24 protein-coding genes and 1 pseudogene are annotated in these 22,179 nt (G+C 59.1%); 13 read left to right on the top strand and 12 right to left on the bottom strand.

All coding sequences use genetic code 11. The annotated features are described in order from the left end of the window. Nucleotides 1-158: 158 nt before the first annotated feature. Nucleotides 159-866, bottom strand: a complete 708-nt coding sequence (locus tag ACIQVE_RS03320) for an arginyltransferase (protein ID WP_402804506.1) — start codon at nucleotides 864-866, stop codon at nucleotides 159-161. A 57-nt stretch (nucleotides 867-923) separates the two neighbouring features. Next, nucleotides 924-1,604 (bottom strand): leucyl/phenylalanyl-tRNA--protein transferase, encoded by a 681-nt coding sequence (gene aat / locus ACIQVE_RS03315; protein ID WP_402804503.1) that lies wholly within the window; start codon nucleotides 1,602-1,604, stop codon nucleotides 924-926. A 550-nt stretch (nucleotides 1,605-2,154) separates the two neighbouring features. Between aat and ACIQVE_RS03310 the strand changes: the two genes are divergently transcribed. From ACIQVE_RS03310 to cysG, 6 genes are all read left to right on the top strand, one after another. Further along, nucleotides 2,155-4,563: a DNA translocase FtsK gene (locus ACIQVE_RS03310; RefSeq protein WP_402804501.1), complete on the top strand. Its 2,409-nt coding sequence runs from the start codon at nucleotides 2,155-2,157 to the stop codon at nucleotides 4,561-4,563. Nucleotides 4,564-4,630: 67 nt separating this feature from the next. Beyond that, nucleotides 4,631-5,251 carry an outer membrane lipoprotein chaperone LolA gene (gene lolA, locus ACIQVE_RS03305; protein ID WP_402804499.1) on the top strand — a complete coding sequence of 207 codons (621 nt, stop codon included), beginning with the start codon at nucleotides 4,631-4,633 and terminating at the stop codon, nucleotides 5,249-5,251. Between the two features lie 250 nt (nucleotides 5,252-5,501). Further along, nucleotides 5,502-6,824: a replication-associated recombination protein A gene (locus ACIQVE_RS03300; protein WP_402804497.1), complete on the top strand. Its 1,323-nt coding sequence runs from the start codon at nucleotides 5,502-5,504 to the stop codon at nucleotides 6,822-6,824. Continuing rightward, a complete protein-coding gene (crcB, locus tag ACIQVE_RS03295) occupies nucleotides 6,824-7,198 on the top strand; it encodes a fluoride efflux transporter CrcB (RefSeq protein WP_160058614.1) in 375 nt (124 codons plus the stop codon). Before ACIQVE_RS03300 ends, crcB begins: the two co-directional genes overlap by 1 nt. Nucleotides 7,199-7,213: 15 nt before the next feature. Continuing rightward, nucleotides 7,214-8,494, top strand: coding sequence for a serine--tRNA ligase (gene serS, locus ACIQVE_RS03290; protein WP_402804494.1), 1,281 nt, complete (start codon nucleotides 7,214-7,216; stop codon nucleotides 8,492-8,494). After that, nucleotides 8,495-9,889, top strand: a complete 1,395-nt coding sequence (gene cysG, locus ACIQVE_RS03285) for a siroheme synthase CysG (RefSeq protein WP_402804490.1) — start codon at nucleotides 8,495-8,497, stop codon at nucleotides 9,887-9,889. 177 nt (nucleotides 9,890-10,066) lie between these two features. Here cysG and ACIQVE_RS03280 read toward each other — a convergent pair whose 3' ends face one another. The 8 genes from ACIQVE_RS03280 to ACIQVE_RS03245 all read right to left on the bottom strand — a co-directional run bounded on the left by ACIQVE_RS03280 (nucleotide 10,067) and on the right by ACIQVE_RS03245 (nucleotide 14,690). Beyond that, nucleotides 10,067-11,068, bottom strand: coding sequence for a glutathione S-transferase family protein (locus ACIQVE_RS03280; RefSeq protein WP_402804488.1), 1,002 nt, complete (start codon nucleotides 11,066-11,068; stop codon nucleotides 10,067-10,069). Between the two features lie 91 nt (nucleotides 11,069-11,159). After that, on the bottom strand, nucleotides 11,160-12,161 hold the full coding sequence (locus tag ACIQVE_RS03275; RefSeq protein ID WP_402804486.1) for a glycosyl transferase family protein: 1,002 nt from the start codon (nucleotides 12,159-12,161) through the stop codon (nucleotides 11,160-11,162). Beyond that, nucleotides 12,158-12,493: a TusE/DsrC/DsvC family sulfur relay protein gene (locus ACIQVE_RS03270; RefSeq protein WP_402804484.1), complete on the bottom strand. Its 336-nt coding sequence runs from the start codon at nucleotides 12,491-12,493 to the stop codon at nucleotides 12,158-12,160. The genes ACIQVE_RS03275 and ACIQVE_RS03270 overlap by 4 nt, the downstream gene beginning before the upstream one ends. Further along, nucleotides 12,490-12,783: a sulfurtransferase complex subunit TusB gene (gene tusB, locus ACIQVE_RS03265; protein WP_402804482.1), complete on the bottom strand. Its 294-nt coding sequence runs from the start codon at nucleotides 12,781-12,783 to the stop codon at nucleotides 12,490-12,492. The genes ACIQVE_RS03270 and tusB overlap by 4 nt, the downstream gene beginning before the upstream one ends. After that, entirely contained in the window at nucleotides 12,783-13,139 is a 357-nt protein-coding gene (gene tusC / locus ACIQVE_RS03260; RefSeq protein ID WP_402804479.1) for a sulfurtransferase complex subunit TusC, read from the bottom strand. Before tusC ends, tusB begins: the two co-directional genes overlap by 1 nt. A 1-nt stretch (nucleotide 13,140) precedes the next feature. Next, a complete protein-coding gene (tusD, locus tag ACIQVE_RS03255; RefSeq protein ID WP_402804476.1) occupies nucleotides 13,141-13,533 on the bottom strand; it encodes a sulfurtransferase complex subunit TusD in 393 nt (130 codons plus the stop codon). A 97-nt stretch (nucleotides 13,534-13,630) separates the two neighbouring features. Next, the gene (locus ACIQVE_RS03250; RefSeq protein ID WP_402804473.1) at nucleotides 13,631-14,335 is read right to left on the bottom strand and encodes a YoaK family protein; all 705 of its coding nucleotides are present in this window, start codon (nucleotides 14,333-14,335) and stop codon (nucleotides 13,631-13,633) included. A gap of 25 nt (nucleotides 14,336-14,360) precedes the next feature. Then, a complete protein-coding gene (locus ACIQVE_RS03245; protein ID WP_402804471.1) occupies nucleotides 14,361-14,690 on the bottom strand; it encodes a DUF6388 family protein in 330 nt (109 codons plus the stop codon). A gap of 134 nt (nucleotides 14,691-14,824) precedes the next feature. On the opposite strand from ACIQVE_RS03245, the gene ACIQVE_RS03240 reads away from it, so the two are divergent. Next, nucleotides 14,825-15,175, top strand: coding sequence for a hypothetical protein (locus ACIQVE_RS03240; protein ID WP_402804469.1), 351 nt, complete (start codon nucleotides 14,825-14,827; stop codon nucleotides 15,173-15,175). Between the two features lie 122 nt (nucleotides 15,176-15,297). On the opposite strand, the gene ACIQVE_RS03235 is transcribed toward ACIQVE_RS03240, so the two are convergent. Further along, on the bottom strand, nucleotides 15,298-15,723 hold the full coding sequence (locus ACIQVE_RS03235) for a GNAT family N-acetyltransferase (protein ID WP_402804467.1): 426 nt from the start codon (nucleotides 15,721-15,723) through the stop codon (nucleotides 15,298-15,300). Between the two features lie 148 nt (nucleotides 15,724-15,871). Here ACIQVE_RS03235 and ACIQVE_RS03230 point away from each other — a divergent pair, with 148 nt between their 5' ends. From ACIQVE_RS03230 to ACIQVE_RS03215, 4 genes and pseudogenes are all read left to right on the top strand, one after another. Beyond that, entirely contained in the window at nucleotides 15,872-16,309 is a 438-nt protein-coding gene (locus tag ACIQVE_RS03230; protein WP_402804465.1) for a hemerythrin domain-containing protein, read from the top strand. A gap of 221 nt (nucleotides 16,310-16,530) precedes the next feature. Beyond that, nucleotides 16,531-17,166 (top strand): lytic polysaccharide monooxygenase auxiliary activity family 9 protein, encoded by a 636-nt coding sequence (locus tag ACIQVE_RS03225; protein ID WP_402804463.1) that lies wholly within the window; start codon nucleotides 16,531-16,533, stop codon nucleotides 17,164-17,166. Nucleotides 17,167-17,210: 44 nt separating this feature from the next. After that, nucleotides 17,211-18,212: pseudogene (locus ACIQVE_RS03220) on the top strand (chitinase); the annotation flags it as partial. Between the two features lie 153 nt (nucleotides 18,213-18,365). After that, nucleotides 18,366-18,956 carry an NUDIX domain-containing protein gene (locus tag ACIQVE_RS03215; protein ID WP_402804461.1) on the top strand — a complete coding sequence of 197 codons (591 nt, stop codon included), beginning with the start codon at nucleotides 18,366-18,368 and terminating at the stop codon, nucleotides 18,954-18,956. A gap of 114 nt (nucleotides 18,957-19,070) precedes the next feature. Here ACIQVE_RS03215 and ACIQVE_RS03210 read toward each other — a convergent pair whose 3' ends face one another. Further along, nucleotides 19,071-19,580, bottom strand: a complete 510-nt coding sequence (locus tag ACIQVE_RS03210; protein ID WP_402804459.1) for a methylated-DNA--[protein]-cysteine S-methyltransferase — start codon at nucleotides 19,578-19,580, stop codon at nucleotides 19,071-19,073. A 152-nt stretch (nucleotides 19,581-19,732) separates the two neighbouring features. Between ACIQVE_RS03210 and ggt the strand changes: the two genes are divergently transcribed. Together ggt and ACIQVE_RS03200 are read left to right on the top strand one after the other, a co-directional pair. Continuing rightward, nucleotides 19,733-21,460, top strand: coding sequence for a gamma-glutamyltransferase (ggt, locus tag ACIQVE_RS03205; protein ID WP_402804457.1), 1,728 nt, complete (start codon nucleotides 19,733-19,735; stop codon nucleotides 21,458-21,460). 66 nt (nucleotides 21,461-21,526) lie between these two features. Then, nucleotides 21,527-22,060 carry a cysteine hydrolase family protein gene (locus tag ACIQVE_RS03200; RefSeq protein ID WP_402804455.1) on the top strand — a complete coding sequence of 178 codons (534 nt, stop codon included), beginning with the start codon at nucleotides 21,527-21,529 and terminating at the stop codon, nucleotides 22,058-22,060. Nucleotides 22,061-22,179: the final 119 nt, after the last annotated feature.

Genomic DNA, 22,179 nt, shown 5'->3' with positions numbered 1-22,179 from the left:
TGTCGAAGTCAGTGCCGTACATTTCGAAGCTGTCTTCTTTCGACATGCAGTAAAGCCCTCGGTATCCAATGAATGGCCCGGTGCAACTGCGCCAGGCAAAAGCGGCGTGCATTGTGCCCGAAAAATGGTGTTTACGCCAAGGGGTTTACGGCTTGTCTTCAGTTCAGGATTACCCAGCGCTGATTAATCAGCAGTTCGATGGGGCGATATTGGGTCTTGTAGTTCATCTTTTTGCAGTTCTTGATCCAGTAACCCAAATACACCGCCTCAAGCCCCAGGCGCCGGCACTCGCCGATTTGCCACAGGATCGCGAAGCGTCCGAGGCTGCGACGCTCTTCTGCTGGTTCGTAAAAGGTATACACCGCTGACAAGCCGTTCGGCAGCAAATCGGTCACAGCTACCGCCAGCAACCGTCCGTCGAGTCGGAACTCGTAAAAACGCGAGAAAGGCAGATCGCGAATAAGAAAAGTCGAGAATTGATCACGGCTTGGTGGGTACATGTCGCCGTCGGCGTGCCGCTGTTCGATGTAGCGCTGGTACAGATCGAAGTATTCCTCGCTGAACTGAGGCTTGGCAGGGAGCACCTGCACATCGGCGTTACGCTTCAAGATCCGCTTCTGCTGACGATTGGGCACGAACTGCGCCACCGGAATACGCGCAGGCACACACGCATTGCAATTCTGGCAATGGGGGCGGTACAGATGATCGCCGCTGCGACGAAAGCCCATTTCCGACAGGTCTGCGTAGACGTGCACATCCATGGGCTGACTAGGGTCGAGAAACAGGGTCGTGGCCTGTTCCTCGGGCAGATAGCTGCAAGAGTGAGGCTGAGTGGCATAGAACTTCAACCGCGCCAACTCGGTCATGATCAACCCTCGGGATAAGCTGGTGAATTAAGTGTAAGCCACGCGCGCTAAAGTCGCTCAGCAAACCCAGGTGGCGCCATTGGGTTGATCCAGATGCCGTGCCAGATAGCCCGCGAATTCGTGGCGGGGAATCGCCCGGGCGCCGAGGCTGTGCAGGTGGTCGGTCGGCATCTGGCAGTCGATCAGCACGAATCCTGATGCTTGCAGGTGCCGGACCAGCGTGGCAAAGCCGTACTTGGAGGCATTGTCAGCGCGGCTGAACATCGACTCACCGAAAAACAGCTGCCCCATCGCCAGCCCGTACAGGCCACCGACCAGTTCGCCCTGATCCCAGACTTCCACCGAATGAGCGAAGCCGCGCCGGTGCAATTCAACGTAGGCGTTTTGCATGGCTTCAGTGATCCAGGTGCCGTCGGCGTAATCCCTTGGCGCGGCGCAGGCGCGGATCACGGCATCGAAATCCTGATCGAACGTCACCTGATAGCGTTCCTGGCGCAGCAATTTGGCCAGGCTGCGCGAGACATGCAGTTCGTCGGGAAGCAGCACGGTGCGAGGGTCAGGCGACCACCAGAGAATCGGCTGGCCTTCGGAAAACCACGGAAAGCAGCCATGACGATACGCCTGGATCAGGCGGTCGGCAGACAGATCGCCACCAGCGGCGAGCAATCCATTGGGTTCGCGCATGGCCTTTTCCAGCGGCGGAAAAGTCAGGGAATTACGTTGTAACCAAGTCAGCATGGCATCCAGGCTTGCAGAAGGGGAGGGCGGCGCGGGCTATTCGGCCCGCGGTAAAGTGTGCCGCGAAATGCGGCGAATGTCGTGCCGATCCTGCTCGACGTAGACCCTGTTGCAACTTGGCGAGTTGAATGCGGTCGTAAGCGAGCGCTGCGCCCAGGCCTGCAAGATGTCTACAGTGGGTGTGGCAGGCAGTCTGCGAGAGTTCGCAGGGGCTGGGCGTCAATGCTTCGCTACGTTCATCAAATACACCTCATAAGCCTTTGTCACAAAAGACAATGCATGCTCAAATTGAATCGCAGGTTTTGTGCGCTTGGCTATGCTCAATACTGCGGGTTTGAAGCATGGCATCGGACGCACAAACCCGTACAATGCCGGGCTGTTACAGAATGTTCGCTGGGTAGCGTGTTTATACCTGTGTATGTAAAAGCTGCAGCTCAGTGTTAAAAGTAGTCTCAGTTGTGCCCGTCAACTTTTTTACCTGCCTGGATTGGGCAGTTTTTTATCGTCATTCAATAGATGGACGCGCCTCGGGCGCAGGAAAAGAAGCGTTTTGAAGAAATCCACCGAAGCACCAAAAACAGTCATTCCGCTCTGGCGCCAACAGTTGCACTACCGGCTCAAGGAAGGTGCATTGATCGCCATCGGCGCTCTGTGCCTGTTCCTGATGATGGCTTTGCTGACCTACGGCAAGGACGATCCGGGCTGGAGCCACAACAGCAAGATCGACGACGTGCAGAATTTCGGCGGCCCGGCGGGCTCCTACAGCGCCGATATCCTGTTCATGGTGCTCGGTTACTTCGCCTACATCTTCCCGTTGTTGCTGGCGATCAAGGCGTATCAGATCTTCCGTCAGCGCCACGAGCCGTGGCAGTGGAGCGGCTGGCTTTTCTCCTGGCGCTTGATCGGTCTGGTGTTTCTGGTGCTGTCCGGTGCGGCGCTGGCGCATATCCATTTTCATGCTGCCACCGGTCTGCCAGCAGGCGCCGGTGGGGCGTTGGGCGAAAGCCTCGGCGACCTGGCGAAGAACGCATTCAATATTCAGGGCAGCACCTTGCTGTTCATTGCGCTGTTTCTGTTCGGCCTGACGGTGTTCACCGACCTGTCGTGGTTCAAGGTGATGGACATCACTGGCAAGATCACCCTGGACCTGTTCGAACTGTTCCAGGGTGCGCTCAACCGCTGGTGGTCCGCCCGCACCGAGCGTAAGCAACTGGTTGCGCAACTGCGTGAAGTCGATGATCGCGTGCACGATGTGGTCGCGCCGACAGTCACCGATAAACGCGAACAGGCCAAGGTCAAGGAACGCCTGATCGAGCGTGAGCAGGCGCTGAGCAAGCACATGTCCGATCGCGAGAAGCAGGTGCCGCCGGTCATTGCCCCGGCTCCGGCCAGGGCGCCCGAGCCAAGCAAGCGCGTGCAGAAAGAGAAACAGGCGCCGTTGTTTGTCGACAGCGCGGTGGAAGGCACCTTGCCGCCGATCTCGATCCTCGATCCTGCGGAAAAGAAACAACTCAATTACTCGCCGGAGTCCCTGGCAGCGGTCGGCCACTTGCTGGAGATCAAGCTGAAGGAGTTCGGCGTCGAAGTTACCGTAGACTCGATCCATCCGGGTCCGGTGATCACCCGTTACGAAATTCAGCCTGCCGCGGGCGTCAAGGTCAGCCGTATCTCCAACCTGGCGAAAGACCTGGCGCGTTCTCTGGCGGTGACCAGTGTGCGGGTGGTCGAGGTGATTCCGGGCAAGACCACCGTCGGTATCGAAATTCCCAACGAAGACCGGCAGATCGTGCGCTTCTCCGAAGTGCTGTCGACGCCCGAGTACGACAACTTCAAATCGCCGGTCACCCTGGCGCTCGGTCATGACATTGGTGGCAAACCGGTCATCACTGACCTGGCGAAGATGCCGCACTTGTTGGTGGCCGGTACAACCGGTTCCGGTAAGTCGGTGGGTGTGAACGCGATGATCCTGTCGATCCTGTTCAAGTCCGGCCCGGAAGACGCCAAGCTGATCATGATCGACCCGAAGATGCTCGAACTGTCGATCTACGAAGGCATTCCGCACCTGCTGTGCCCGGTAGTGACCGACATGAAGGACGCGGCCAACGCCCTGCGCTGGAGCGTCGCCGAGATGGAGCGTCGCTACAAGCTGATGGCGAAGATGGGTGTGCGAAACCTGTCCGGCTTCAACGCCAAGGTCAAGGAAGCCCAGGACGCTGGCGAGCCGCTGAGCGATCCGCTGTACAAGCGCGAAAGCATTCACGACGAAGCACCGTTGCTGCAGAAGCTGCCAACCATTGTCGTGGTCGTCGACGAATTCGCCGACATGATGATGATCGTCGGCAAGAAGGTTGAAGAGCTGATCGCCCGTATCGCTCAGAAAGCGCGTGCGGCGGGTATCCACTTGATCCTCGCGACACAGCGGCCGTCGGTGGACGTGATCACCGGTCTGATCAAGGCCAACATTCCGACCCGTATGGCGTTCCAGGTGTCGAGCAAGATCGACTCGCGAACCATCATTGACCAGGGCGGCGCCGAACAACTGCTCGGCCACGGTGACATGCTCTACATGCCACCGGGCACAAGTCTGCCGATCCGGGTTCACGGTGCGTTCGTATCTGACGAAGAAGTTCATCGTGTGGTCGAAGCGTGGAAACTGCGCGGCGCCCCGGAATACAACGACGACATCCTCAACGGTGTCGAAGAGGCGGGCAGCGGCTTTGAAGGTAGCAGCGGTGGCGGCGACGGCGATGATCCTGAAGCTGACGCACTGTATGACGAAGCCGTGCAGTTCGTGCTGGAAAGCCGTCGCGCATCGATCTCCGCTGTACAACGCAAGCTGAAGATCGGCTACAACCGCGCCGCGCGGATGATCGAAGCCATGGAAATGGCCGGCGTCGTCACATCAATGAACACCAACGGTTCGCGTGAAGTCCTGGCGCCGGGCCCGGTACGCGACTGATTGCAAAAGCAAGAGGCGGGACAATGATGTGCCGCCGCTCTCCCAACGAGTATTCAAGAGGACTCCCATGCGTCTTATCCGCATGCTGCTGCCAGTACTGGCTCTGACCACACTCACGGCCCACGCCGATGACAAGGACGTGGCGCGTCTGACCCAATTGCTGGAAACATCCAAGACCCTGAGCGCGAACTTCTCGCAGCTGACCCTCGATGGCGGCGGCACGCAGTTGCAGGAAACCACTGGCGACATGACCCTGCAGCGTCCGGGCCTGTTCTACTGGCACACCAATGCGCCGGCCGAGCAGACCATGGTTTCCGACGGCAAGAAAGTCACCCTGTGGGACCCGGATCTTGAGCAGGCAACCATCAAGAAGCTCGACGAGCGTCTGACCCAGACCCCGGCGCTGCTGCTGTCCGGTGATGTGTCGAAGATCAGCCAGAGCTTCGACATCAGCGCGAAAGAGGCGGGCGGCGTGATTGACTTCACCCTCAAGCCGAAAACCAAGGACACCCTGTTCGACAACCTGCGCCTGTCGTTCCGCAACGGTCTGCTCAATGACATGCAACTGATCGACAGCGTCGGTCAGCGCACCAACATCCTGTTCACTGGGGTGAAGGCCAACGAACCGGTTCCAGCGTCGAAGTTCAAGTTCGAGATTCCGAAGGGCGCTGACGTCATTCAGGAATAAACCCCGGCCCCTTGTGTCGGGGCCTTTGTGGTGAGGGCCTGGTATGGAGGGGTTTTTGTGGCGAGGGGATTTATCCCCGTTGGGCCGCGAAGCGGCCCCAAAACCTGCATTCAAGTTCTTTCTGACACACCGCATCGAATGGTTTTACGACTGCTGCGCAGCCGAACGGGGCGGTGCGACGTTTCGCTAAATCCCCTCGCCACAGGGTCATCAACAGGTTTCAGAAAATCAGAGGTTTCAACGTTACGTGATGGATCTGTTTCGCAGTGCACCGATAGCCCAGCCACTGGCCGCGCGTTTGCGTGCGGCCAATCTGGATGAGTACGTCGGTCAGGAGCACTTGCTGGCTCGGGGCAAGCCTCTGCGTGAGGCGCTCGAGCAGGGTGCTCTGCATTCGATGATCTTCTGGGGGCCGCCGGGCGTGGGTAAAACCACGCTGGCGCGGTTGCTCGCGGAAGTCTCGGATGCACATTTCGAAACGGTCTCGGCGGTGCTCGCCGGGGTCAAGGAGATCCGTCAAGCCGTTGAAATCGCCAAGCAGCAGGCCGGCCAGTACGGCAAGCGCACGATTCTGTTTGTCGATGAAGTGCACCGTTTCAACAAGTCCCAGCAGGACGCGTTCCTGCCGTACGTTGAAGACGGCACGCTGATCTTCATCGGCGCCACCACTGAAAATCCTTCGTTTGAGCTCAACAACGCACTGTTGTCGCGGGCCCGCGTCTACGTGCTGAAAAGCCTCGACGAAGCGGCACTGCGCAAGCTGGTGCACCGCGCGCTGACTGAAGAGCGCGGCTTGGGCAAGCGCAATCTGACGTTGAACGACGAAGGCTTCCAGATGTTGCTGTCCGCCGCCGATGGCGATGGTCGGCGTCTGCTCAATCTGCTGGAAAACGCTTCTGACCTTGCCGAAGACGATAGCGAAATTGGCACCGAGCTGCTGCAAAGCCTGCTCGGCGACACCCGTCGGCGTTTCGACAAGGGTGGCGAAGCCTTTTACGACCAGATATCCGCGCTGCACAAATCGGTGCGCGGCTCTAATCCTGACGGCGCGTTGTACTGGTTCGCGCGAATGATCGATGGCGGTTGCGATCCGCTGTACCTGGCCCGACGCGTGGTGCGTATGGCCAGCGAAGACATCGGCAACGCCGATCCGCGCGCCCTCAGCCTGTGTCTGGCGGCGTGGGAAGTGCAGGAGCGCCTCGGCAGTCCGGAAGGTGAGTTGGCGGTAGCCCAGGCCATCACGTATCTGGCGTGCGCGCCAAAAAGCAACGCGGTGTACATGGGCTTCAAGACCGCATTGCGCGCCGCCGCGGAAAACGGCTCGCTGGAAGTGCCGCTGCATTTGCGCAATGCGCCGACCAAACTGATGAAGCAACTGGGCTATGGCGACGAATATCGCTACGCCCACGATGAGCCGGACGCCTATGCCGCCGGGGAAGACTATTTTCCGGAAGAGCTTGATCCCATCCCGTTCTATCAGCCGGTGCCCAGAGGCCTTGAGTTGAAGATCGGCGAGAAGCTCAATCACCTCGCCCAACTCGACCGTTTAAGCCCAAGGCAGCGGAGGAAATAGTGGTTCCATTGATCATTGCGGTGTCCGTCGGTGGCATGGCCGGCACTTTGTTGCGCTTCGCCACCGGCAACTGGATCAACGCCAATTGGCCGCGGCACTTCTATACCGCGACGCTCGCCGTTAATATCGTGGGCTGTCTGCTGATTGGCGTGTTGTATGGCTTGTTTTTGATACGCCCGGAAGTGCCGATCGAGGTGCGGGCCGGGTTGATGGTTGGCTTCCTCGGGGGGCTGACGACTTTTTCATCCTTTTCACTGGATACGGTGCGCTTGCTGGAAAGCGGGCAAGTACCGCTGGCCCTGGGCTATGCGGCACTCAGCGTATTCGGCGGGCTGCTCGCAACGTGGGCTGGCCTGTCTTTGACCAAACTTTGATAACGAGAAACCGACATGCTCGATTCCAAACTGTTACGTAGCAACCTTCAGGACGTAGCGGACCGCTTGGCTTCCCGTGGCTATGCCCTGGATACCGCGCGCATCGAAGCGCTGGAAGAACAGCGCAAGACCGTCCAGACCCGCACCGAAGCACTGCAGGCTGAGCGTAACGCGCGTTCCAAATCCATCGGTCAGGCCAAGCAGCGCGGCGAAGACATCGCGCCGCTGATGGCGGACGTCGAGCGCATGGCGGGCGAGTTGAGCGCAGGCAAGGTCGAACTGGACGCAATCCAGACCGAGCTGGATTCGATCCTGCTCGGTATCCCCAACCTGCCGCACGAATCCGTTCCGGTCGGCAAAGACGAAGACGACAACGTTGAAGTGCGCCGCTGGGGCACGCCGACTGCGTTTGATTTCGAAGTCAAAGACCACGTTGCCCTGGGCGAGAAGTTCGGCTGGCTGGATTTCGAAACTGCCGCCAAGCTGTCCGGCGCACGTTTCGCCCTTCTGCGTGGCCCGATCGCCCGTCTGCACCGTGCACTGGCGCAGTTCATGATCAACCTGCACGTCAACGAGCACGGCTACGAAGAGGCTTACACGCCTTATCTGGTCCAGGCCCCGGCGCTGCAAGGCACGGGTCAGCTGCCGAAGTTCGAAGAAGACCTGTTCAAGATCACCCGCGAAGGCGAAGCCGATCTGTACCTGATCCCGACCGCCGAAGTGTCGCTGACCAACATCGTTGCTGGCGAAATCGTCGATTCGAAGCTGCTGCCGATCAAGTTTGTTGCCCACACGCCATGCTTTCGTAGCGAAGCCGGCGCATCGGGTCGTGACACTCGCGGGATGATCCGTCAGCACCAGTTCGACAAGGTTGAAATGGTCCAGATCGTTGAGCCATCGACTTCGATGGAAGCGCTGGAAGGCCTGACCGCCAACGCCGAAAAAGTCCTGCAACTGCTGGGTCTGCCTTACCGCACCCTGGCGCTGTGCACCGGCGACATGGGCTTCAGCGCGGTCAAGACTTACGACTTGGAAGTATGGATCCCGAGCCAGGACAAGTACCGCGAAATCTCGTCGTGCTCCAACTGTGGCGACTTCCAGGCCCGCCGTATGCAGGCGCGTTTCCGCAACCCGGAAACCGGCAAGCCTGAACTGGTACACACCTTGAACGGCTCCGGTCTGGCAGTCGGTCGTACCCTTGTTGCCGTGCTGGAAAACTACCAGCAGGCCGATGGTTCGATCCGCGTGCCGGACGTGCTGAAGCCGTACATGGGTGGCCTTGAGGTCATCGGTTAAATGAAATATCTGCCGCTGTTTCACAACCTGCGCGGCAGTCGTGTGTTGGTCGTCGGTGGGGGGGAAATTGCCTTGCGCAAATCCCGTCTGCTGGCCGACGCCGGTGCGCTGCTGCGGGTGGTCGCACCTGAAATCGAAACGCAATTGCGTGAATTGGTGGTTGCCAGCGGTGGCGAGTGCCTGTTGCGCGGTTACGTCGAAACCGATCTGGACGGTTGCGGGTTGATTATCGCCGCCACCGACGACGAAACGCTGAACGCGCAGGTTTCCACCGATGCCCATCGGCGTTGCGTGCCGGTCAACGTGGTCGATGCGCCTGCCTTGTGCAGCGTGATCTTCCCGGCGATCGTCGATCGCTCGCCGCTGATCGTAGCGATTTCCAGCGGCGGCGATGCGCCAGTGCTGGCCCGTTTGATCCGCGCCAAGATCGAAACCTGGATTCCTTCGACTTACGGCCAATTGGCCGGGCTGGCAGCACGTTTCCGCAATCAGGTGAAAAACCTGTTTCCGGATGTACAGCAGCGCCGCGGGTTCTGGGAAGACGTGTTTCAGGGTCCTATTGCCGATCGGCAACTGGCTGGGCAGGGTGCTGAAGCCGAACGTCTGCTGCAAGCCAAGATCGACGGCGAACCGACCATCATCACCGGTGAGGTGTATCTGGTCGGCGCAGGTCCGGGCGATCCGGATTTGCTGACCTTCAAGGCTTTGCGTTTGATGCAGCAAGCCGATGTGGTGCTTTATGACCGCTTGGTGGCGCCAGCGATTCTTGAGCTGTGCCGTCGCGATGCCGAGCGGGTTTACGTCGGCAAGCGCCGCGCCGAACACGCCGTGCCACAGGATCAGATCAACCAGCAACTGGTCGACCTGGCCAAGGCCGGCAAGCGTGTGGTGCGGTTGAAGGGCGGCGATCCGTTTATCTTCGGCCGAGGCGGCGAAGAGATCGAAGAACTGGCGGCCCACGGCATTCCATTTCAGGTGGTGCCGGGGATTACGGCGGCCAGCGGCTGCGCGGCGTATGCCGGGATTCCGCTGACGCACCGCGATTACGCGCAGTCGGTGCGATTTGTCACCGGGCATTTGAAGGACGGTTCCAGCGATCTACCGTGGGCCGACCTTGTCGCGCCGGCGCAGACGTTGGTGTTCTACATGGGCCTGGTGGGTCTGCCGATGATCTGTGAGCAGTTGATCAAGCATGGTCGCTCGGCGGATACCCCGGCGGCGTTGATTCAGCAGGGCACCACCGTCAATCAGCGGGTGTTCATTGGCACGCTGGCCGATTTGCCGCGTTTGGTGGCGGAGCATGAAGTGCATGCGCCGACACTGGTGATCGTCGGCGAAGTGGTGCAGTTGCGCGAGAAACTGGCGTGGTTTGAAGGGGCTCAGGCGCAGGTCTGAAAACCGAGTCGCCCCAATCGCTGGCAAGCCAGCTCCCACAGGTCTTCTGTTGAAGCTGCATTCTCCAGCATCACCCCGGCCCTGGGGTTTTGGAGTGATGCAGCAGTCTCCAGCATCACGAAAACCCCTGTGGGAGCTGGCTTGCCAGCGATGGGACCCTCAAAACCACTACAAATGTCAGCCCCTGCGCCAAACCTCTTTCCCGCTCAGCCGAGCCCGATCATGGGCCACACTGAAATCCTGCTCCGGCCCCTTCGGTACAACCCCCGTCGGGTTAATCGTCTTGTGACTGCCGTAGTAGTGGTTCTTGATGTGCTGAAAATCCACCGTCTCGGCGATCCCCGGCCACTGATACATCTCACGCAGCCAGTTCGACAGATTCGGGTAATCGGCAATCCGCCGCAGGTTGCACTTGAAGTGCCCGTGATACACCGCGTCGAAGCGAATCATCGTGGTGAACAATCGAACATCCGCTTCAGTCAGGTATTCACCCGACAGATAACGATTGGCACCCAACACCTGTTCCAGGTGCTCCAATTCGGCAAACACCTCATCGAACGCTTCTTCATAAGCCTGTTGCGAGGTGGCGAACCCGGCGCGATACACACCGTTGTTGACTGCCGGATAAATCCGCTCGTTCAGGCCATCGATCTCACCGCGCAATGGCGCCGGGTAAAAATCCAGATCATTGCCGGTCAGATCATCGAACGCGTTGTTGAACATGCGGATGATCTCCGCCGATTCATTGCTGACGATGCGTTTAAGTTTTTTGTCCCACAGCACCGGCACGGTGACGCGTCCGGTGTAATCCGGCGTGTCGGCGGTGTAGCGCTGATGCATGAAGTCGAAGTGATCGAGCTTGTCGCCGGTCGAGCCGAGCGCGGTGTCGAAGGTCCAGCCGTTTTCCAGCATCAGCCAACTGACCACGGAAACGTCAATCAGGCTTTCCAGACCTTTGAGTTTGCGCAGGATCAGCGTGCGGTGCGCCCACGGACAGGCGAGCGAAACGTAGAGATGATAGCGCCCGGCCTCGGCCGCAAAACCGCCTTCGCCGCTTGGGCCGGGCTCGCCGTCAGCAGTGACCCAGTTGCGCCGTTGCGCCTGTTCGCGCTGGAACGCGCCGTCCTTGCTGCTTTCGTACCACTTGTCCTGCCAGTGGCCATCTACGAGTAAACCCATGATCAAGACTCCGTAAACCAATAAGCGTTGGAGTCGAGTCTATTCCGATGAGTTCGAACAAAAAGCGCAAAGATCGGGCGTGAATGATCGGTTAAATCGATTTGTTCCGCGCGGCCCAGTATTGCTCTGCGGTTTCGAACGCCTGCTCACGGGGCTGACCGAGACCGCGCAATGCCAGTGCCATGGTCGAAATCAGCGCCATTTGCGGATAGCTATCCACCACTTCGCCGCGCCACACTGCTTTCAAATGCTCGATGTCCAGCGAGGCCGGTTTGACGTGACGTTGCGCCGACAATTGCGGCCATTCCTCGTCCCAGCTTTCGCCGCCCGTGGTGCCGTAGAGATGGCTGTCGGCATCCGGGTTGATCTCGATTTCGCCGCCATCGCCCTTGACCACAATCGCCGTATCGCCGAGCAGACCGCTGGCATCGCGGTGCACGGCTTGATAACCGGGGTGGAAGATACTTTGCAGGCCGCAGCGCGCACCCAGTGGATTGAGGATCCGCGCCAGCGAATGGATCGGCGAGCGCAGGCCCAAGGTGTTGCGCAAATCGATCATCTTCTGCAACTGCGGCGCCCAGTCCACCAGCGGCATGAACGCCAGACCGCCGTTGTCCAGTGCGGTGCCGACTTGTTGCCAGTTGCGGCACAACGGAATGCTCAGTTCGCCAAGCACTTGCTCGCTGTACAGACGCCCGGCCGTGTGCGCGCCGCCGCCATGCATGAAGATGCGCACGCCATTCTGCGCCAGGCACTTGGCCGCCAGCAGATACCACGGCAGATGGCGCTTCTTGCCCGCGTAGGTTGGCCAGTCCAGATCGATATTCAATGCTGGCGCCTGCAATCGCTCGCGCAGCGCTTCGGTGAAACCGGCCATTTCCTCGGCGCTTTCTTCCTTGTGTCGCAGCAACATCAGAAAGGCACCGAGCTGGGTGTCTTCGACCTTATCGTCGAGCACCATGCCCATCGCTTCCCTGGCCTCAATGCGGGTCAGGTCGCGAGCGCCGCGCTTGCCTTTGCCAAGGATTCGCACGAACTGGGCGAACGGATGCTCGGCGGGCGTTTCGAGGGTCAGCGCTGGATAGTCGGTCATAGGCAATTCGTCGGTTTGGGCAGGCCCGCCAGTTTCGCGGCGAGTTTGGCAGGGGTGCCTTTGAACAGTCGGTTCAGGTGCAGGCTGTTGCCTTTGTCCGCGCCGAGTTTTAGCGCGGTGTACTTGATCAGCGGCCGCGTGGCCGGCGACAGCTGGAACTCTGCGTAGAAGCTGCGCAGCAGTTCGAGGACTTCCCAGTGCTCGGGGGTCAACTCGATGTCTTCGGCGGCGGCGAGGGCGCTGGCGACGTCGGCCGACCAGTCGCTGAGGTCGACGAGAAAGCCATCCTTGTCCAGTTCGATGGCGCGGGCGCCGACGGTCATGGAATTCATAGCCAACTGTTGACCTTGTCGTGGTGGATCGACAGTTCGACGAAAGCCGGGTAATCGATGGCTTCTGCCCAGTCGGGAACATGCACAGCGCGGGCCTGCACGTCTTCGTCCAGCACGAACAGTTTCACCTGGCGGCTTTGCAGCGCGAGGAACGGCGCGGTATCCGGTTGCAGTGCATATACCGCGTCGCCGGATAGCAGCAAGGCATCGGCGCTGCCGATCAACCGCAGGCAACTGCTCAGGCGATCGTCGCCGAACGGAGAATGAGACAACACATGCAAAGTCGACATCAGAGGGTGATCACCTGGTCGTAACGGTCAATAAGGGCGGTGATTTGCTCGGCGGCCAGTGGTTTCGCTTCGTCCAGCGACAATTTGCCAAAGCCGCGAGCGTTAGCGCTATCGGCGCAGTAGAACAGCTCTTCGACGCCGAACATCGGCAGCGCTTGCAGGTTGGCACTCAGGTCTTTCTGTTGCAAAGCCTTGGCGTTTTGCCCAGCGGCCAGTTGCAGCACGCCGTCATCGAGAAACAGCAGGCCGATCGGCAGATCGAACGCGCCGCCGGCCAGCACGATGTCGAGCGCTTCGCGGGCAGCAGGGCCGGACCACGGCGACTGGCGACTGATGATCAACAAGGATTTGGCCATTTCACGCACCTCCGAAACAGATCAAGCGGTCGGCGTCTTGCACCGCGTCATGCAACTGACCGAGGCCGGACAATTCCCACGGGGCGCTGATGGACACGGCGTCGCGCAGATAGCGCTGGGCTTCTTCGGCGTTCAGCACACCCCGGCGCAGGGCGGCGGCGATGCACACCACGCCGTCCAGTTGTTGCTCGCTGATGAATGCGCGCCATTGTTTGGGAAGGTCCAGCTCGTCCTGCGGCGTGACCACCGCGTCAGAGGCGTTGTAGACGCCATCCTGGTAGAAAAACAGCCGGACAATCTCATGCCCACCGGCCAATGCAGCCTGTGCAAACAGCAGGGCTCGGCGCGAGGAGGGCGCATGGGCGGCGGAAAACAGCGCAATGGCGAACTTCATGACGGACTCGATCAGCAAAACTGCGGCCATGATAAAGCTTTATCGATGCGGCCGCGAAACCATGTTGCGTACATGGCACACCTCACAAGGTCGCATTTCAGCGGGGCATGTAGCCGAGTTGCCAGCGTCGAGGAATGGTGAGTGACAGTGCGCCCAGCAGCGCCGCCAGCAAACCGCTGACGAACATCGCCTTGAGTCCCAGATGGTGTTCCAGTACCGCCCCAAGAATGGCGCCGACAAACATCCCGCCCCACGGCACCAGTTGCACCCGCCAGCCGCTGCGTCGCTCGCCAAGGAGCCAACGACCCAGGCCTCGGCCAAATCGCGACAGCGCGCCGGTGACATACGTCAGACCGACTGGCAAACCATTCACTTCCTCAACCGATGCATTGAGCATGCCCATCGCGATGATCGCCGCCAGCAGTGCCGGTAATTGTGTTTCAAACGGCCAGGCTGCCGACGCGCAGAGCAGAGTGGCGATGCATAGCAGAAGCGGCAGCGCCCGTCGTCCGCCAAGGCGCGCAATGAGGACGCCCAAGGCATTACCGACAATAAAGCTAACGATCAGGATCACCAGACGCACGATCAATCCGATATCGCCATCACTGATCGCCACGGCCAATCGTGTGGTGTTGCCGCTCATGAACGAGACGAAATCGCCGCTGGCCATAAAGCCGATTGCATCCGTCATCCCGGCCAGCACCGACAGGCTGGCAACCAGCGCCAGACCCACGCGACCGCGCCATTTCTGCTTGTGCAGATGGCCGGGGCTGGCACGGTGGGTCGAACTAGAGGGCAGCATGAGTGCAGATGTCCTTGCGCGGTGGTTACGGTTCTATGCCATACAGATCGCAGTATTCCAGCCAGTCCATGCCGGCCATTTCCGCCACTTCACGATGCACTTCCAGACGTTGCGCCTGATACTCCTCAGGCGTTTCAGCGGTCAGTTGCAAAGTCAGTTCCCAGGCGAACAAACCCAGAGTTTCCGCCTCGGCCTCAAACGCTTCATGCAGGCGTTCTTCGCGATACTGCGCCTGGGTTTCACCTTTGGCCTGGGCCAGTAATGGATTGAGATGGTCGAGGGTTTCGCGCAAGTCGGGGCGTGCGTCGAGAAACAGTTTCAGAGCGTGTTCATGTCGCTGGTCGGTAGGCGCCATGTGTTTTCCTTGTGAGGCTGATGACCTTAGGTTGCCGCAGCTGGCTGCGCGTGTCGCGCTATAAATGCAGTAAAGCAGAACGATTCCCGCGGCTGCGGTGATACAGTCCGCTTTTTTATGAATGAGCGAACGCAATGCGAATTCTGATGGTGGCGCTGGCCACGACGGTGCTGGCCGGTTGCGCGGGGTCGGTGATGGACAATGCCCGCACCCAAACCCCAGACAAGGTTCTGAACTCGAACAAACCCGAAAAAATCGTCGCCCAGTGCGTGCAATTCGCCTGGCAGGACGAAGCGGTGTTCGGCGTCGATGCCGGGGCTTATCTGCAACCGGGCAAGAAGGGCGGTTCGACGGTGTACACGCGTTCGGCGGAATCGTTTGTCGATGTGAGTACAGATGCGTCCGGCACGCTGTTGAATTACTTCGCGCAGAAGGATGATTTTGTCGCCAAGCGCCGGTTGGCGGCGTTGGCGACTTGTCTTTAATGTAAGTCAGTACCCGATGCGGTGACATCAATGGCCCCATCGCGGGCAAGCCCGCTCCCACAGGTTTTGTGAGCGACACATACTTTGTGGGAGCGAGCTTGCTCGCGATGGGGCCAGTCGATTCAGTCCATTAACCGCTTCTGAAGAAAATGCCGCTTGTGCGCCGGTGGATAGTCAACGATCTCCCCGAACTGACTGAATCCAAGCTTCTTGTAGAACTCCGGCGCCTGAAAGCTGAAGGTGTCCAGCCAGATGCCCAGGCAGTTCTTGTCCTTGGCCATCGCTTCGGCCATCGCCATCAGCTCCAAGCCGATACCCTGTCCCCGACCCAGCTCCGGGACTGACAGCAATTCAATGTACATCCACTGAAAGGTCACCCGACCGTACAAACCGCCGAGAATCGCCTCGTGCTCATCGCGCACCATCAGGGCGAAGGGCTCCGATTTCGAGCCGCCCGTCTGGGCGTCGTTGTAGGCGATCAAGGGCTGGAGAATGGCCTGACGTTGTTCTTCCGTAGGGTTTTGCGACAACTCGATGCGCAAGTTCATGCATGACTTCCTTGTGGTGTGAACCCGCAGCCTATCCTGCGCAAGGGGTGTCCTCCAAGCCCCTGTTCAACCCCGTGGAACCGTCGCTCCCGCGCTGCGGTCTAGCTTTGACAGCGTCATTTCAGAACGCGGTTGATGAGGACCCTCCATGAATATTTTCGAAGCCCTTCGTGAAAGCCATGATCGCCAGCGCAGCTATGCCGAAAACCTGATCAAAACCAGTGGAGATACCCCTGAGCGGGCCGAGGCCTACAAGCGGCTCAAGGCCGAGTTGCAGGCCCATGAAACCGCCGAGGAGCGCCACTTCTACATCCCTCTGATGGCGGTCGACAGCGGTGTCGACCTCAGCCGTCACGCCATCGCCGAGCACCATGAGATGGACGAAATGATGGAAGAGCTGGACGAGACCGAGATGTCCAGCCCGGCATGGCTGGCAATTGCCAAAAAGCTCGCGGACAAGGTCCATCACCACCTCAAGGAAGAGGAGCAGAAGTTCTTCCAGATGGCTGGAAAACTGCTTAGCGAAAAACAGAAAGACCAGCTGGCCGGGGAATACGAAAAGGAGTTCAAGGCCCAGTTAGGCTGATTCGAGATTGGCGGTTTTTGCAGCGTCGACGTGTAGTCCTTTTGCCATACGCCGGGTGGGAGTTATCCTATGTAGCTGTATATCCATCCAGTATTTATTGGTGTTCTAAACGCGACTGGCGATGAGTGCGGCAAATCCGCCGATGGACAAAAAAACCACCTCCGTTAGCTTGAAGGCCTCTCCTCGGGAAGGAGAGTTCTTAAATCAACGGAGTGAAAAACATGAATCAAGCAAACCCTGAAACCCTGCTGCGACATGGTCGCGTCACCTCTCCATCAAGCCGTGGCTCGGTGGTCATAGACCTCGGGCTGCTGGGCGGCTGGCAAGTCAATGAAATGGAAGGTGGCAAGAATTTTCCCGCACTGGTTGCGGGACCGTTTCCGCCACCCTACAAAACCGACTCCGCCAGTGTCGCCCCGCCTGCCGACGGCTACATTCTCAGTGGCGGCAAGACTGATCCACGAGAGTGCGTGAATTTCACCGATGCGGAAATGAGCAAGAAACTGGGTCGCCCGTTCACTTGGCCTTTGCTCAATGTCACCCCGGGTCAGAGGCTCGATATCAAGTGGGAATACACCGCGCCGCACACCACCCGAGGCTATCGTTGGCTGATCACCAAGGATGGCTGGGACCCGAAACAACGCATCACTCGTGCGCAGCTGGACGCACAACCGTTCTTTGAGGACTTCTACACTCAGGTTCCTTACTACAGTCATTCGCCGGAGCTGAAGGCCAAGGTCAACCACTCTGTGGAACTGCCGGCGAACAAGAAAGGTCATCACGTTATCGTCCTGATGTGGATCGTTGCCAATACCGGCAACGCTTTCTACCAGGCTTTCGACGTCGACTTCAAATAACGGCGCAGCGTCGTCAAACCCACAGGTTCTGAAGGAATAGAACAATGTCCAACATCGACTTCTCATTGATGCAAAACGCAACGAGTGATGCGGCTTCGCTGATGCCGGGCATTGCCGGCAAAAAAATCCTCATGGGCTTTTGGCACAACTGGCCGGCGGGGCCGAGCGACGGTTATCGGCAAGGCCGGTTTGCCAGCATCGCTCTGGAGGATGTGCCCAAGGAATACAACGTGGTCGCTGTCGCCTTCATGAAGGGCAGTGGAATTCCGACCTTCAAGCCCTTTAACGTTTCCGATGCCGAGTTCCGCCGTCAGGTCGGCGTGCTTAACAGTCAGGGGCGGGCGGTGCTGATTTCTCTCGGTGGGGCCGATGCGCACATCGAGCTGCATAGCGGTCAGGAGCAACCGCTGGCCAATGAAATCATCCGCTTGGTGGAAACCTATGGCTTCGATGGACTGGACATCGATCTTGAACAGAGCGCGATTGATTTCGCTGCCAACAAGACCGTTCTGCCGGCCGCGCTGAAACGGGTCAAGGATCACTATGCAGGCCAGGGCAAGCATTTCATCATCAGCATGGCCCCCGAGTTTCCGTACCTGACCACCAACGGCAAGTACGTCGGCTATTTGCAGGCACTGGAAGGCTACTACGATTTCATCGCCCCGCAGTTCTACAACCAGGGCGGTGACGGGGTCTGGGTGCCTGAGGCCAACGGCGGTACCGGTGCGTGGATCGCGCAGAACAACGATGTAATGAAAGAGGACTTTCTCTATTACCTGACCGAAAGCCTGGTGACCGGTACCCGTGGTTTCACAAAGATCGCTGCGGATAAATTCGTCATCGGTCTACCGGCCAACGTCGATGCTGCCGCCACCGGATATGTCATCGACAAGACTGTGGTGGGCAATGTGCTTAAACGGCTGGCGATCATGGGGCATCCGATCAAGGGGTTGATGACCTGGTCGGTAAACTGGGACAACGGCACCAGCAAGGATCGCGTGCCGTATAACTGGGAGTTCAGTCAGCGTTACGGGCCGTTGATTCATGGCACCCGATTGTCCGGGCAGGAGGCCGAAGAATCGATCTCGCACTCTGCTCTTTAGCTGCAAATAAACAAGCCCGGTAGCGCTGCCGGGCTTTTTTTGTTGGCGCGATTATTCGACCATGGCGGCCTAACGATGGAAAAAGGATCAGACGTCATGACCGACACAGCCGAGCGGGTCAACATTGTCGACACTCAGGTGTTGTCCCACGATTGGTATTTGCTGAAGAAAATCACCTTCGACTACCACCGCAATAACGGTGAGTGGCAGCGTCAGACCCGCGAGGTGTATGACCGCGGCAATGGCGCGGCCATTCTGCTGTTCAACCGCGAGAAGCGTTCCGTGGTGCTGACCCGACAGTTCCGCTTGCCGGTGTTCGTCAACGGTCATGACGGTCTGCTGATCGAAGTGGCGGCAGGCTTGCTGGAAGGCGCCGCCCCGGAACAGCGGATTCGCGACGAGGCCGAGGAAGAAACCGGCTATCGCGTGCATGACGTGAAGAAGGTATTCGAGGCCTACATGAGTCCCGGTTCGGTGACCGAGAAACTGCACTTTTTTATTGCCGAGTATGACTCGGCGTCGAAGGTCAGCGACGGCGGCGGTCTGGAAGAAGAAACCGAAGAGCTGGAAGTGCTGGAGTGGTCATTCGATGAAGCTCTGACAGCCTTCCATCGCGGCGAGATCTGCGATGCCAAGACCATCATGCTGTTGCAATACGCGGCGATGAATAACCTGTTCAACGCTTAAGCATCACACTAATCCCTGTGGGAGCGAGCTTGCTCGCGAAAGCGGTAGGTCACCCAGAGCATCAGTAACTGACCGAACGCCTTCGCGAGCACGCTCGCTCCCAGCCTAAGCAGATCAAAACAAATTTCCCGTGTGACCCGTCTGGCAGAAACCCTCCAGCCTCAATAACCGCTCCTTCGCCTCAAGACCCCCGGCAAACCCCGTCAATTTCCCTGACGCGCCAATCACCCGATGGCACGGCGCGACAATCGAAATCGGGTTGCGCCCATTCGCGGCGCCCACCGCGCGTACCGCTGCGGGATTGCCGATCTGCTGAGCAATCTGGCTATAGGTGCGGGTCTCCCCGAACGGAATGGTCAGCAGCGCGGCCCAGACCTGTTTCTGAAAATCGGTGCCGACAAAATCCAGCTCCAGATCGAAGCAATTGCGCGTCCCGGCAAAATATTCTTCTAGTTGTCGAGCGGTTTTCAGCAGGACCGGATTGTCCGGTGCTTGCGTCATCGGCCCAAGACGCACGCGGTTCGGACGGTCGTTTTCCCAGAGGATGGCCGCCAGTCGCGAGCCGTTCGCGACCAGCTTCAGCTCGCCGACCGGCGAGGGCAGGGTGATGAAGGTAAAAGACATGCGAGCAAACTCCGAATCGGTGCGGCAATAGCGCCCAGCATACTGGCTGATCGGGGAGGCGCAATACGCAAATCCGACCATACTGCTTGTTGCTCTTGACGCGTTCCCCCTCTGTTTTGCACAGACCCTGAAAACAAAAAAGAGATCGACTCATGAAGTACGAACCTTTGGCCAAATCGCTGATAGCGACCTCCCTGGCACTCAGTTGCCTCATGGCTCACGCCGCCTCGGTGGCGCCGGTTGCCGCCGAAAACGGCATGGTGGTCACCGCGCAACATCTGGCTACGCATGTCGGCGTCGACGTGTTGAAGGATGGTGGTAACGCCGTAGATGCAGCCGTCGCGGTGGGTTATGCGCTGGCGGTGGTCTATCCCGCCGCGGGCAACCTCGGTGGCGGCGGTTTCATGACCATTCAACTGGCGGACGGGCGCAAGACCTTCCTCGACTTCCGCGAAAAAGCCCCGCTGGCGGCGACCGCCAATATGTATCTGGACAAGGAAGGCAACGTCATCCCGGAACTGAGTACCCGTGGCCATTTGGCCGTCGGCGTGCCGGGCACGGTGTCCGGTATGGAACTGGCGCTGAGCAAGTACGGCACGAGGCAGCGCAAGGACATGATTGCCCCGGCGATCAAATTGGCTGAAGACGGTTTTGAGCTGGAGCAAGGCGACGTCGAGCTGCTGGAGTACGCCACCGACGTGTTCAAAAAGGACATGCGCGATTCCGGCTCGATCTTCCTCAGCAACGGCGAGCCGATGCAGGTCGGGCAGAAACTGGTGCAGAAAGACCTCGGCAAAACCCTGCGAACCATTTCCGAAAAGGGCGCTGACGGCTTCTATAAAGGCTGGGTGGCCGACGCCATCGTCACGTCCAGTCAGGCGAACAAGGGCATCATCACTCAAGCCGACCTCGACAAATACAAGACCCGCGAACTGGCCCCGGTGGAGTGCGATTACCGTGGCTATCACGTGGTATCGGCGCCGCCGCCAAGCTCTGGCGGCGTGGTGATCTGCCAGATCATGAACATTCTTGAAGGCTATCCGATGAAGGATCTGGGCTTCCATTCTGCCCAGGGCATGCACTACCAGATCGAAGCGATGCGTCACGCGTATGTTGATCGCAACAGCTATCTGGGCGATCCGGATTTCGTCAAGAACCCGATCGAGCACCTGCTGGACAAGAATTACGCGACCAAACTGCGTGACGCCATCCAGCCGCAAAAGGCCGGTGTTTCCGCCGAACTGAAACCAGGCACAGCGCCCCATGAAGGCAGCAACACCACTCACTACTCGATCGTCGACAAGTGGGGCAACGCGGTCTCGGTCACCTACACGCTCAACGACTGGTTCGGTGCCGGTGTGATGGCGAGCAAGACCGGGGTGATCCTCAATGACGAGATGGACGACTTCACGTCGAAAGTCGGTGTGCCGAACATGTACGGTCTGGTGCAGGGCGAAGCCAACGCCATCGCTCCGGGCAAAGCGCCGCTGTCGTCGATGAGTCCGACCATCGTCACCAAAGATGGCAAAGTGGTCATGGTGGTCGGCACGCCGGGCGGCAGCCGCATCATCACGGCGACCTTGCTGACCATGCTCAACGTCATCGACTACGGCATGGGCTTGCAGGAAGCGGTCGATGCGCCGCGTTTCCATCAGCAATGGATGCCGGAAGAAACCAACCTCGAAGACTTCGCCGCCAGCCCCGACACGAGGAAGATTCTCGAGAGTTGGGGACACAAGTTCGCCGGGCCGCAGGATGCCAACCATATCGCCGCAATTCTGGTTGGCGCACCGTCGCTGGGCGGTAAACCGGTCGGCAAAAACCGCTTCTACGGCGCCAACGATCCACGGCGCAATACCGGGTTGTCATTGGGTTACTGAGAGGCGTAAAAAGGGGGCGGGCTCACGTCCGCCTCTGTTTCAAGGACTGATCAAGGAAGGCTCATCATGACCACCGCATTACTGATCATCGACGTCCAGCGCGCCCTGTGCTCGGGTGAATACCAATGCCACGACATCCACCGCGTAATCGACACCATCAACAACCTCAGCAACCGCGCGCGCAAGGCCGGCGTGCCGGTGGTGTTGATTCAGCATGAAGAAAATGACAGCCCGCTGGCCCACGGTGCCGAAGGCTGGCAATTGGCAGAATCGCTTGAGACTGCCCCGAAAGATCTGCGCGTTCGCAAAACCACCCGGGATTCGTTCTACCAGACCGACCTGCGCAAACTGCTGCCGAGCGAAGATTTCGAGCGCTTGGTGATCTGCGGCCTGCAAACCGATTATTGCGTCAACGCCACCGTGCGCCAGGCCCATCAATTGGGTTACGACGTGGTACTTGCGGCCGACGCCCATTCCACCGTCGATAACGGCAACATGAGCGCCGAAGACATCATCGGCGAACACAACAAGGATCTGGCGCACCTGACCGGCTCGGTGGCGCGGATCGATGTAAAACCTGCCGCAGAAATCCAGTTTTAGCCCGTTTTACTGTGGGAGCGAGCTTGCTCGCGAAAGCGGAGTGTCATCCAGAATATTATCGCCTGACTGGACGCCTTCGCGAGCAAGCTCGCTCCCACTGTGACGTGCGGATGCCCATG

The sequence above is a fragment of the Pseudomonas sp. NPDC098747 genome, assembly GCF_044760045.1.
In the GTDB taxonomy this organism is placed as follows: Bacteria; Pseudomonadota; Gammaproteobacteria; order Pseudomonadales; family Pseudomonadaceae; genus Aquipseudomonas.
This window is presented reverse-complemented; position numbering and strand designations above follow the sequence as displayed.

Excerpts from the sequence above, each read along its gene's own strand:
- ACIQVE_RS03320 (WP_402804506.1), bottom strand. The coding sequence starts at position 866 with ATGACCGAGTTGGCGCGGTTGAAGTTCTATGCCACTCAGCCTCACTCT.
- aat (WP_402804503.1), bottom strand. The coding sequence starts at position 1,604 with ATGCTGACTTGGTTACAACGTAATTCCCTGACTTTTCCGCCGCTGGAA.
- lolA (WP_402804499.1), top strand. The coding sequence starts at position 4,631 with ATGCGTCTTATCCGCATGCTGCTGCCAGTACTGGCTCTGACCACACTC.
- ACIQVE_RS03300 (WP_402804497.1), top strand. The coding sequence starts at position 5,502 with ATGGATCTGTTTCGCAGTGCACCGATAGCCCAGCCACTGGCCGCGCGT.
- serS (WP_402804494.1), top strand. The coding sequence starts at position 7,214 with ATGCTCGATTCCAAACTGTTACGTAGCAACCTTCAGGACGTAGCGGAC.
- cysG (WP_402804490.1), top strand. The coding sequence starts at position 8,495 with ATGAAATATCTGCCGCTGTTTCACAACCTGCGCGGCAGTCGTGTGTTG.
- ACIQVE_RS03280 (WP_402804488.1), bottom strand. The coding sequence starts at position 11,068 with ATGGGTTTACTCGTAGATGGCCACTGGCAGGACAAGTGGTACGAAAGC.
- ACIQVE_RS03275 (WP_402804486.1), bottom strand. The coding sequence starts at position 12,161 with ATGACCGACTATCCAGCGCTGACCCTCGAAACGCCCGCCGAGCATCCG.
- ACIQVE_RS03270 (WP_402804484.1), bottom strand. The coding sequence starts at position 12,493 with ATGAATTCCATGACCGTCGGCGCCCGCGCCATCGAACTGGACAAGGAT.
- tusB (WP_402804482.1), bottom strand. The coding sequence starts at position 12,783 with ATGTCGACTTTGCATGTGTTGTCTCATTCTCCGTTCGGCGACGATCGC.
- tusC (WP_402804479.1), bottom strand. The coding sequence starts at position 13,139 with ATGGCCAAATCCTTGTTGATCATCAGTCGCCAGTCGCCGTGGTCCGGC.
- tusD (WP_402804476.1), bottom strand. The coding sequence starts at position 13,533 with ATGAAGTTCGCCATTGCGCTGTTTTCCGCCGCCCATGCGCCCTCCTCG.
- ACIQVE_RS03250 (WP_402804473.1), bottom strand. The coding sequence starts at position 14,335 with ATGCTGCCCTCTAGTTCGACCCACCGTGCCAGCCCCGGCCATCTGCAC.
- ACIQVE_RS03245 (WP_402804471.1), bottom strand. The coding sequence starts at position 14,690 with ATGGCGCCTACCGACCAGCGACATGAACACGCTCTGAAACTGTTTCTC.
- ACIQVE_RS03240 (WP_402804469.1), top strand. The coding sequence starts at position 14,825 with ATGCGAATTCTGATGGTGGCGCTGGCCACGACGGTGCTGGCCGGTTGC.
- ACIQVE_RS03235 (WP_402804467.1), bottom strand. The coding sequence starts at position 15,723 with ATGAACTTGCGCATCGAGTTGTCGCAAAACCCTACGGAAGAACAACGT.
- ACIQVE_RS03230 (WP_402804465.1), top strand. The coding sequence starts at position 15,872 with ATGAATATTTTCGAAGCCCTTCGTGAAAGCCATGATCGCCAGCGCAGC.
- ACIQVE_RS03225 (WP_402804463.1), top strand. The coding sequence starts at position 16,531 with ATGAATCAAGCAAACCCTGAAACCCTGCTGCGACATGGTCGCGTCACC.
- ACIQVE_RS03215 (WP_402804461.1), top strand. The coding sequence starts at position 18,366 with ATGACCGACACAGCCGAGCGGGTCAACATTGTCGACACTCAGGTGTTG.
- ACIQVE_RS03210 (WP_402804459.1), bottom strand. The coding sequence starts at position 19,580 with ATGTCTTTTACCTTCATCACCCTGCCCTCGCCGGTCGGCGAGCTGAAG.
- ggt (WP_402804457.1), top strand. The coding sequence starts at position 19,733 with ATGAAGTACGAACCTTTGGCCAAATCGCTGATAGCGACCTCCCTGGCA.
- ACIQVE_RS03200 (WP_402804455.1), top strand. The coding sequence starts at position 21,527 with ATGACCACCGCATTACTGATCATCGACGTCCAGCGCGCCCTGTGCTCG.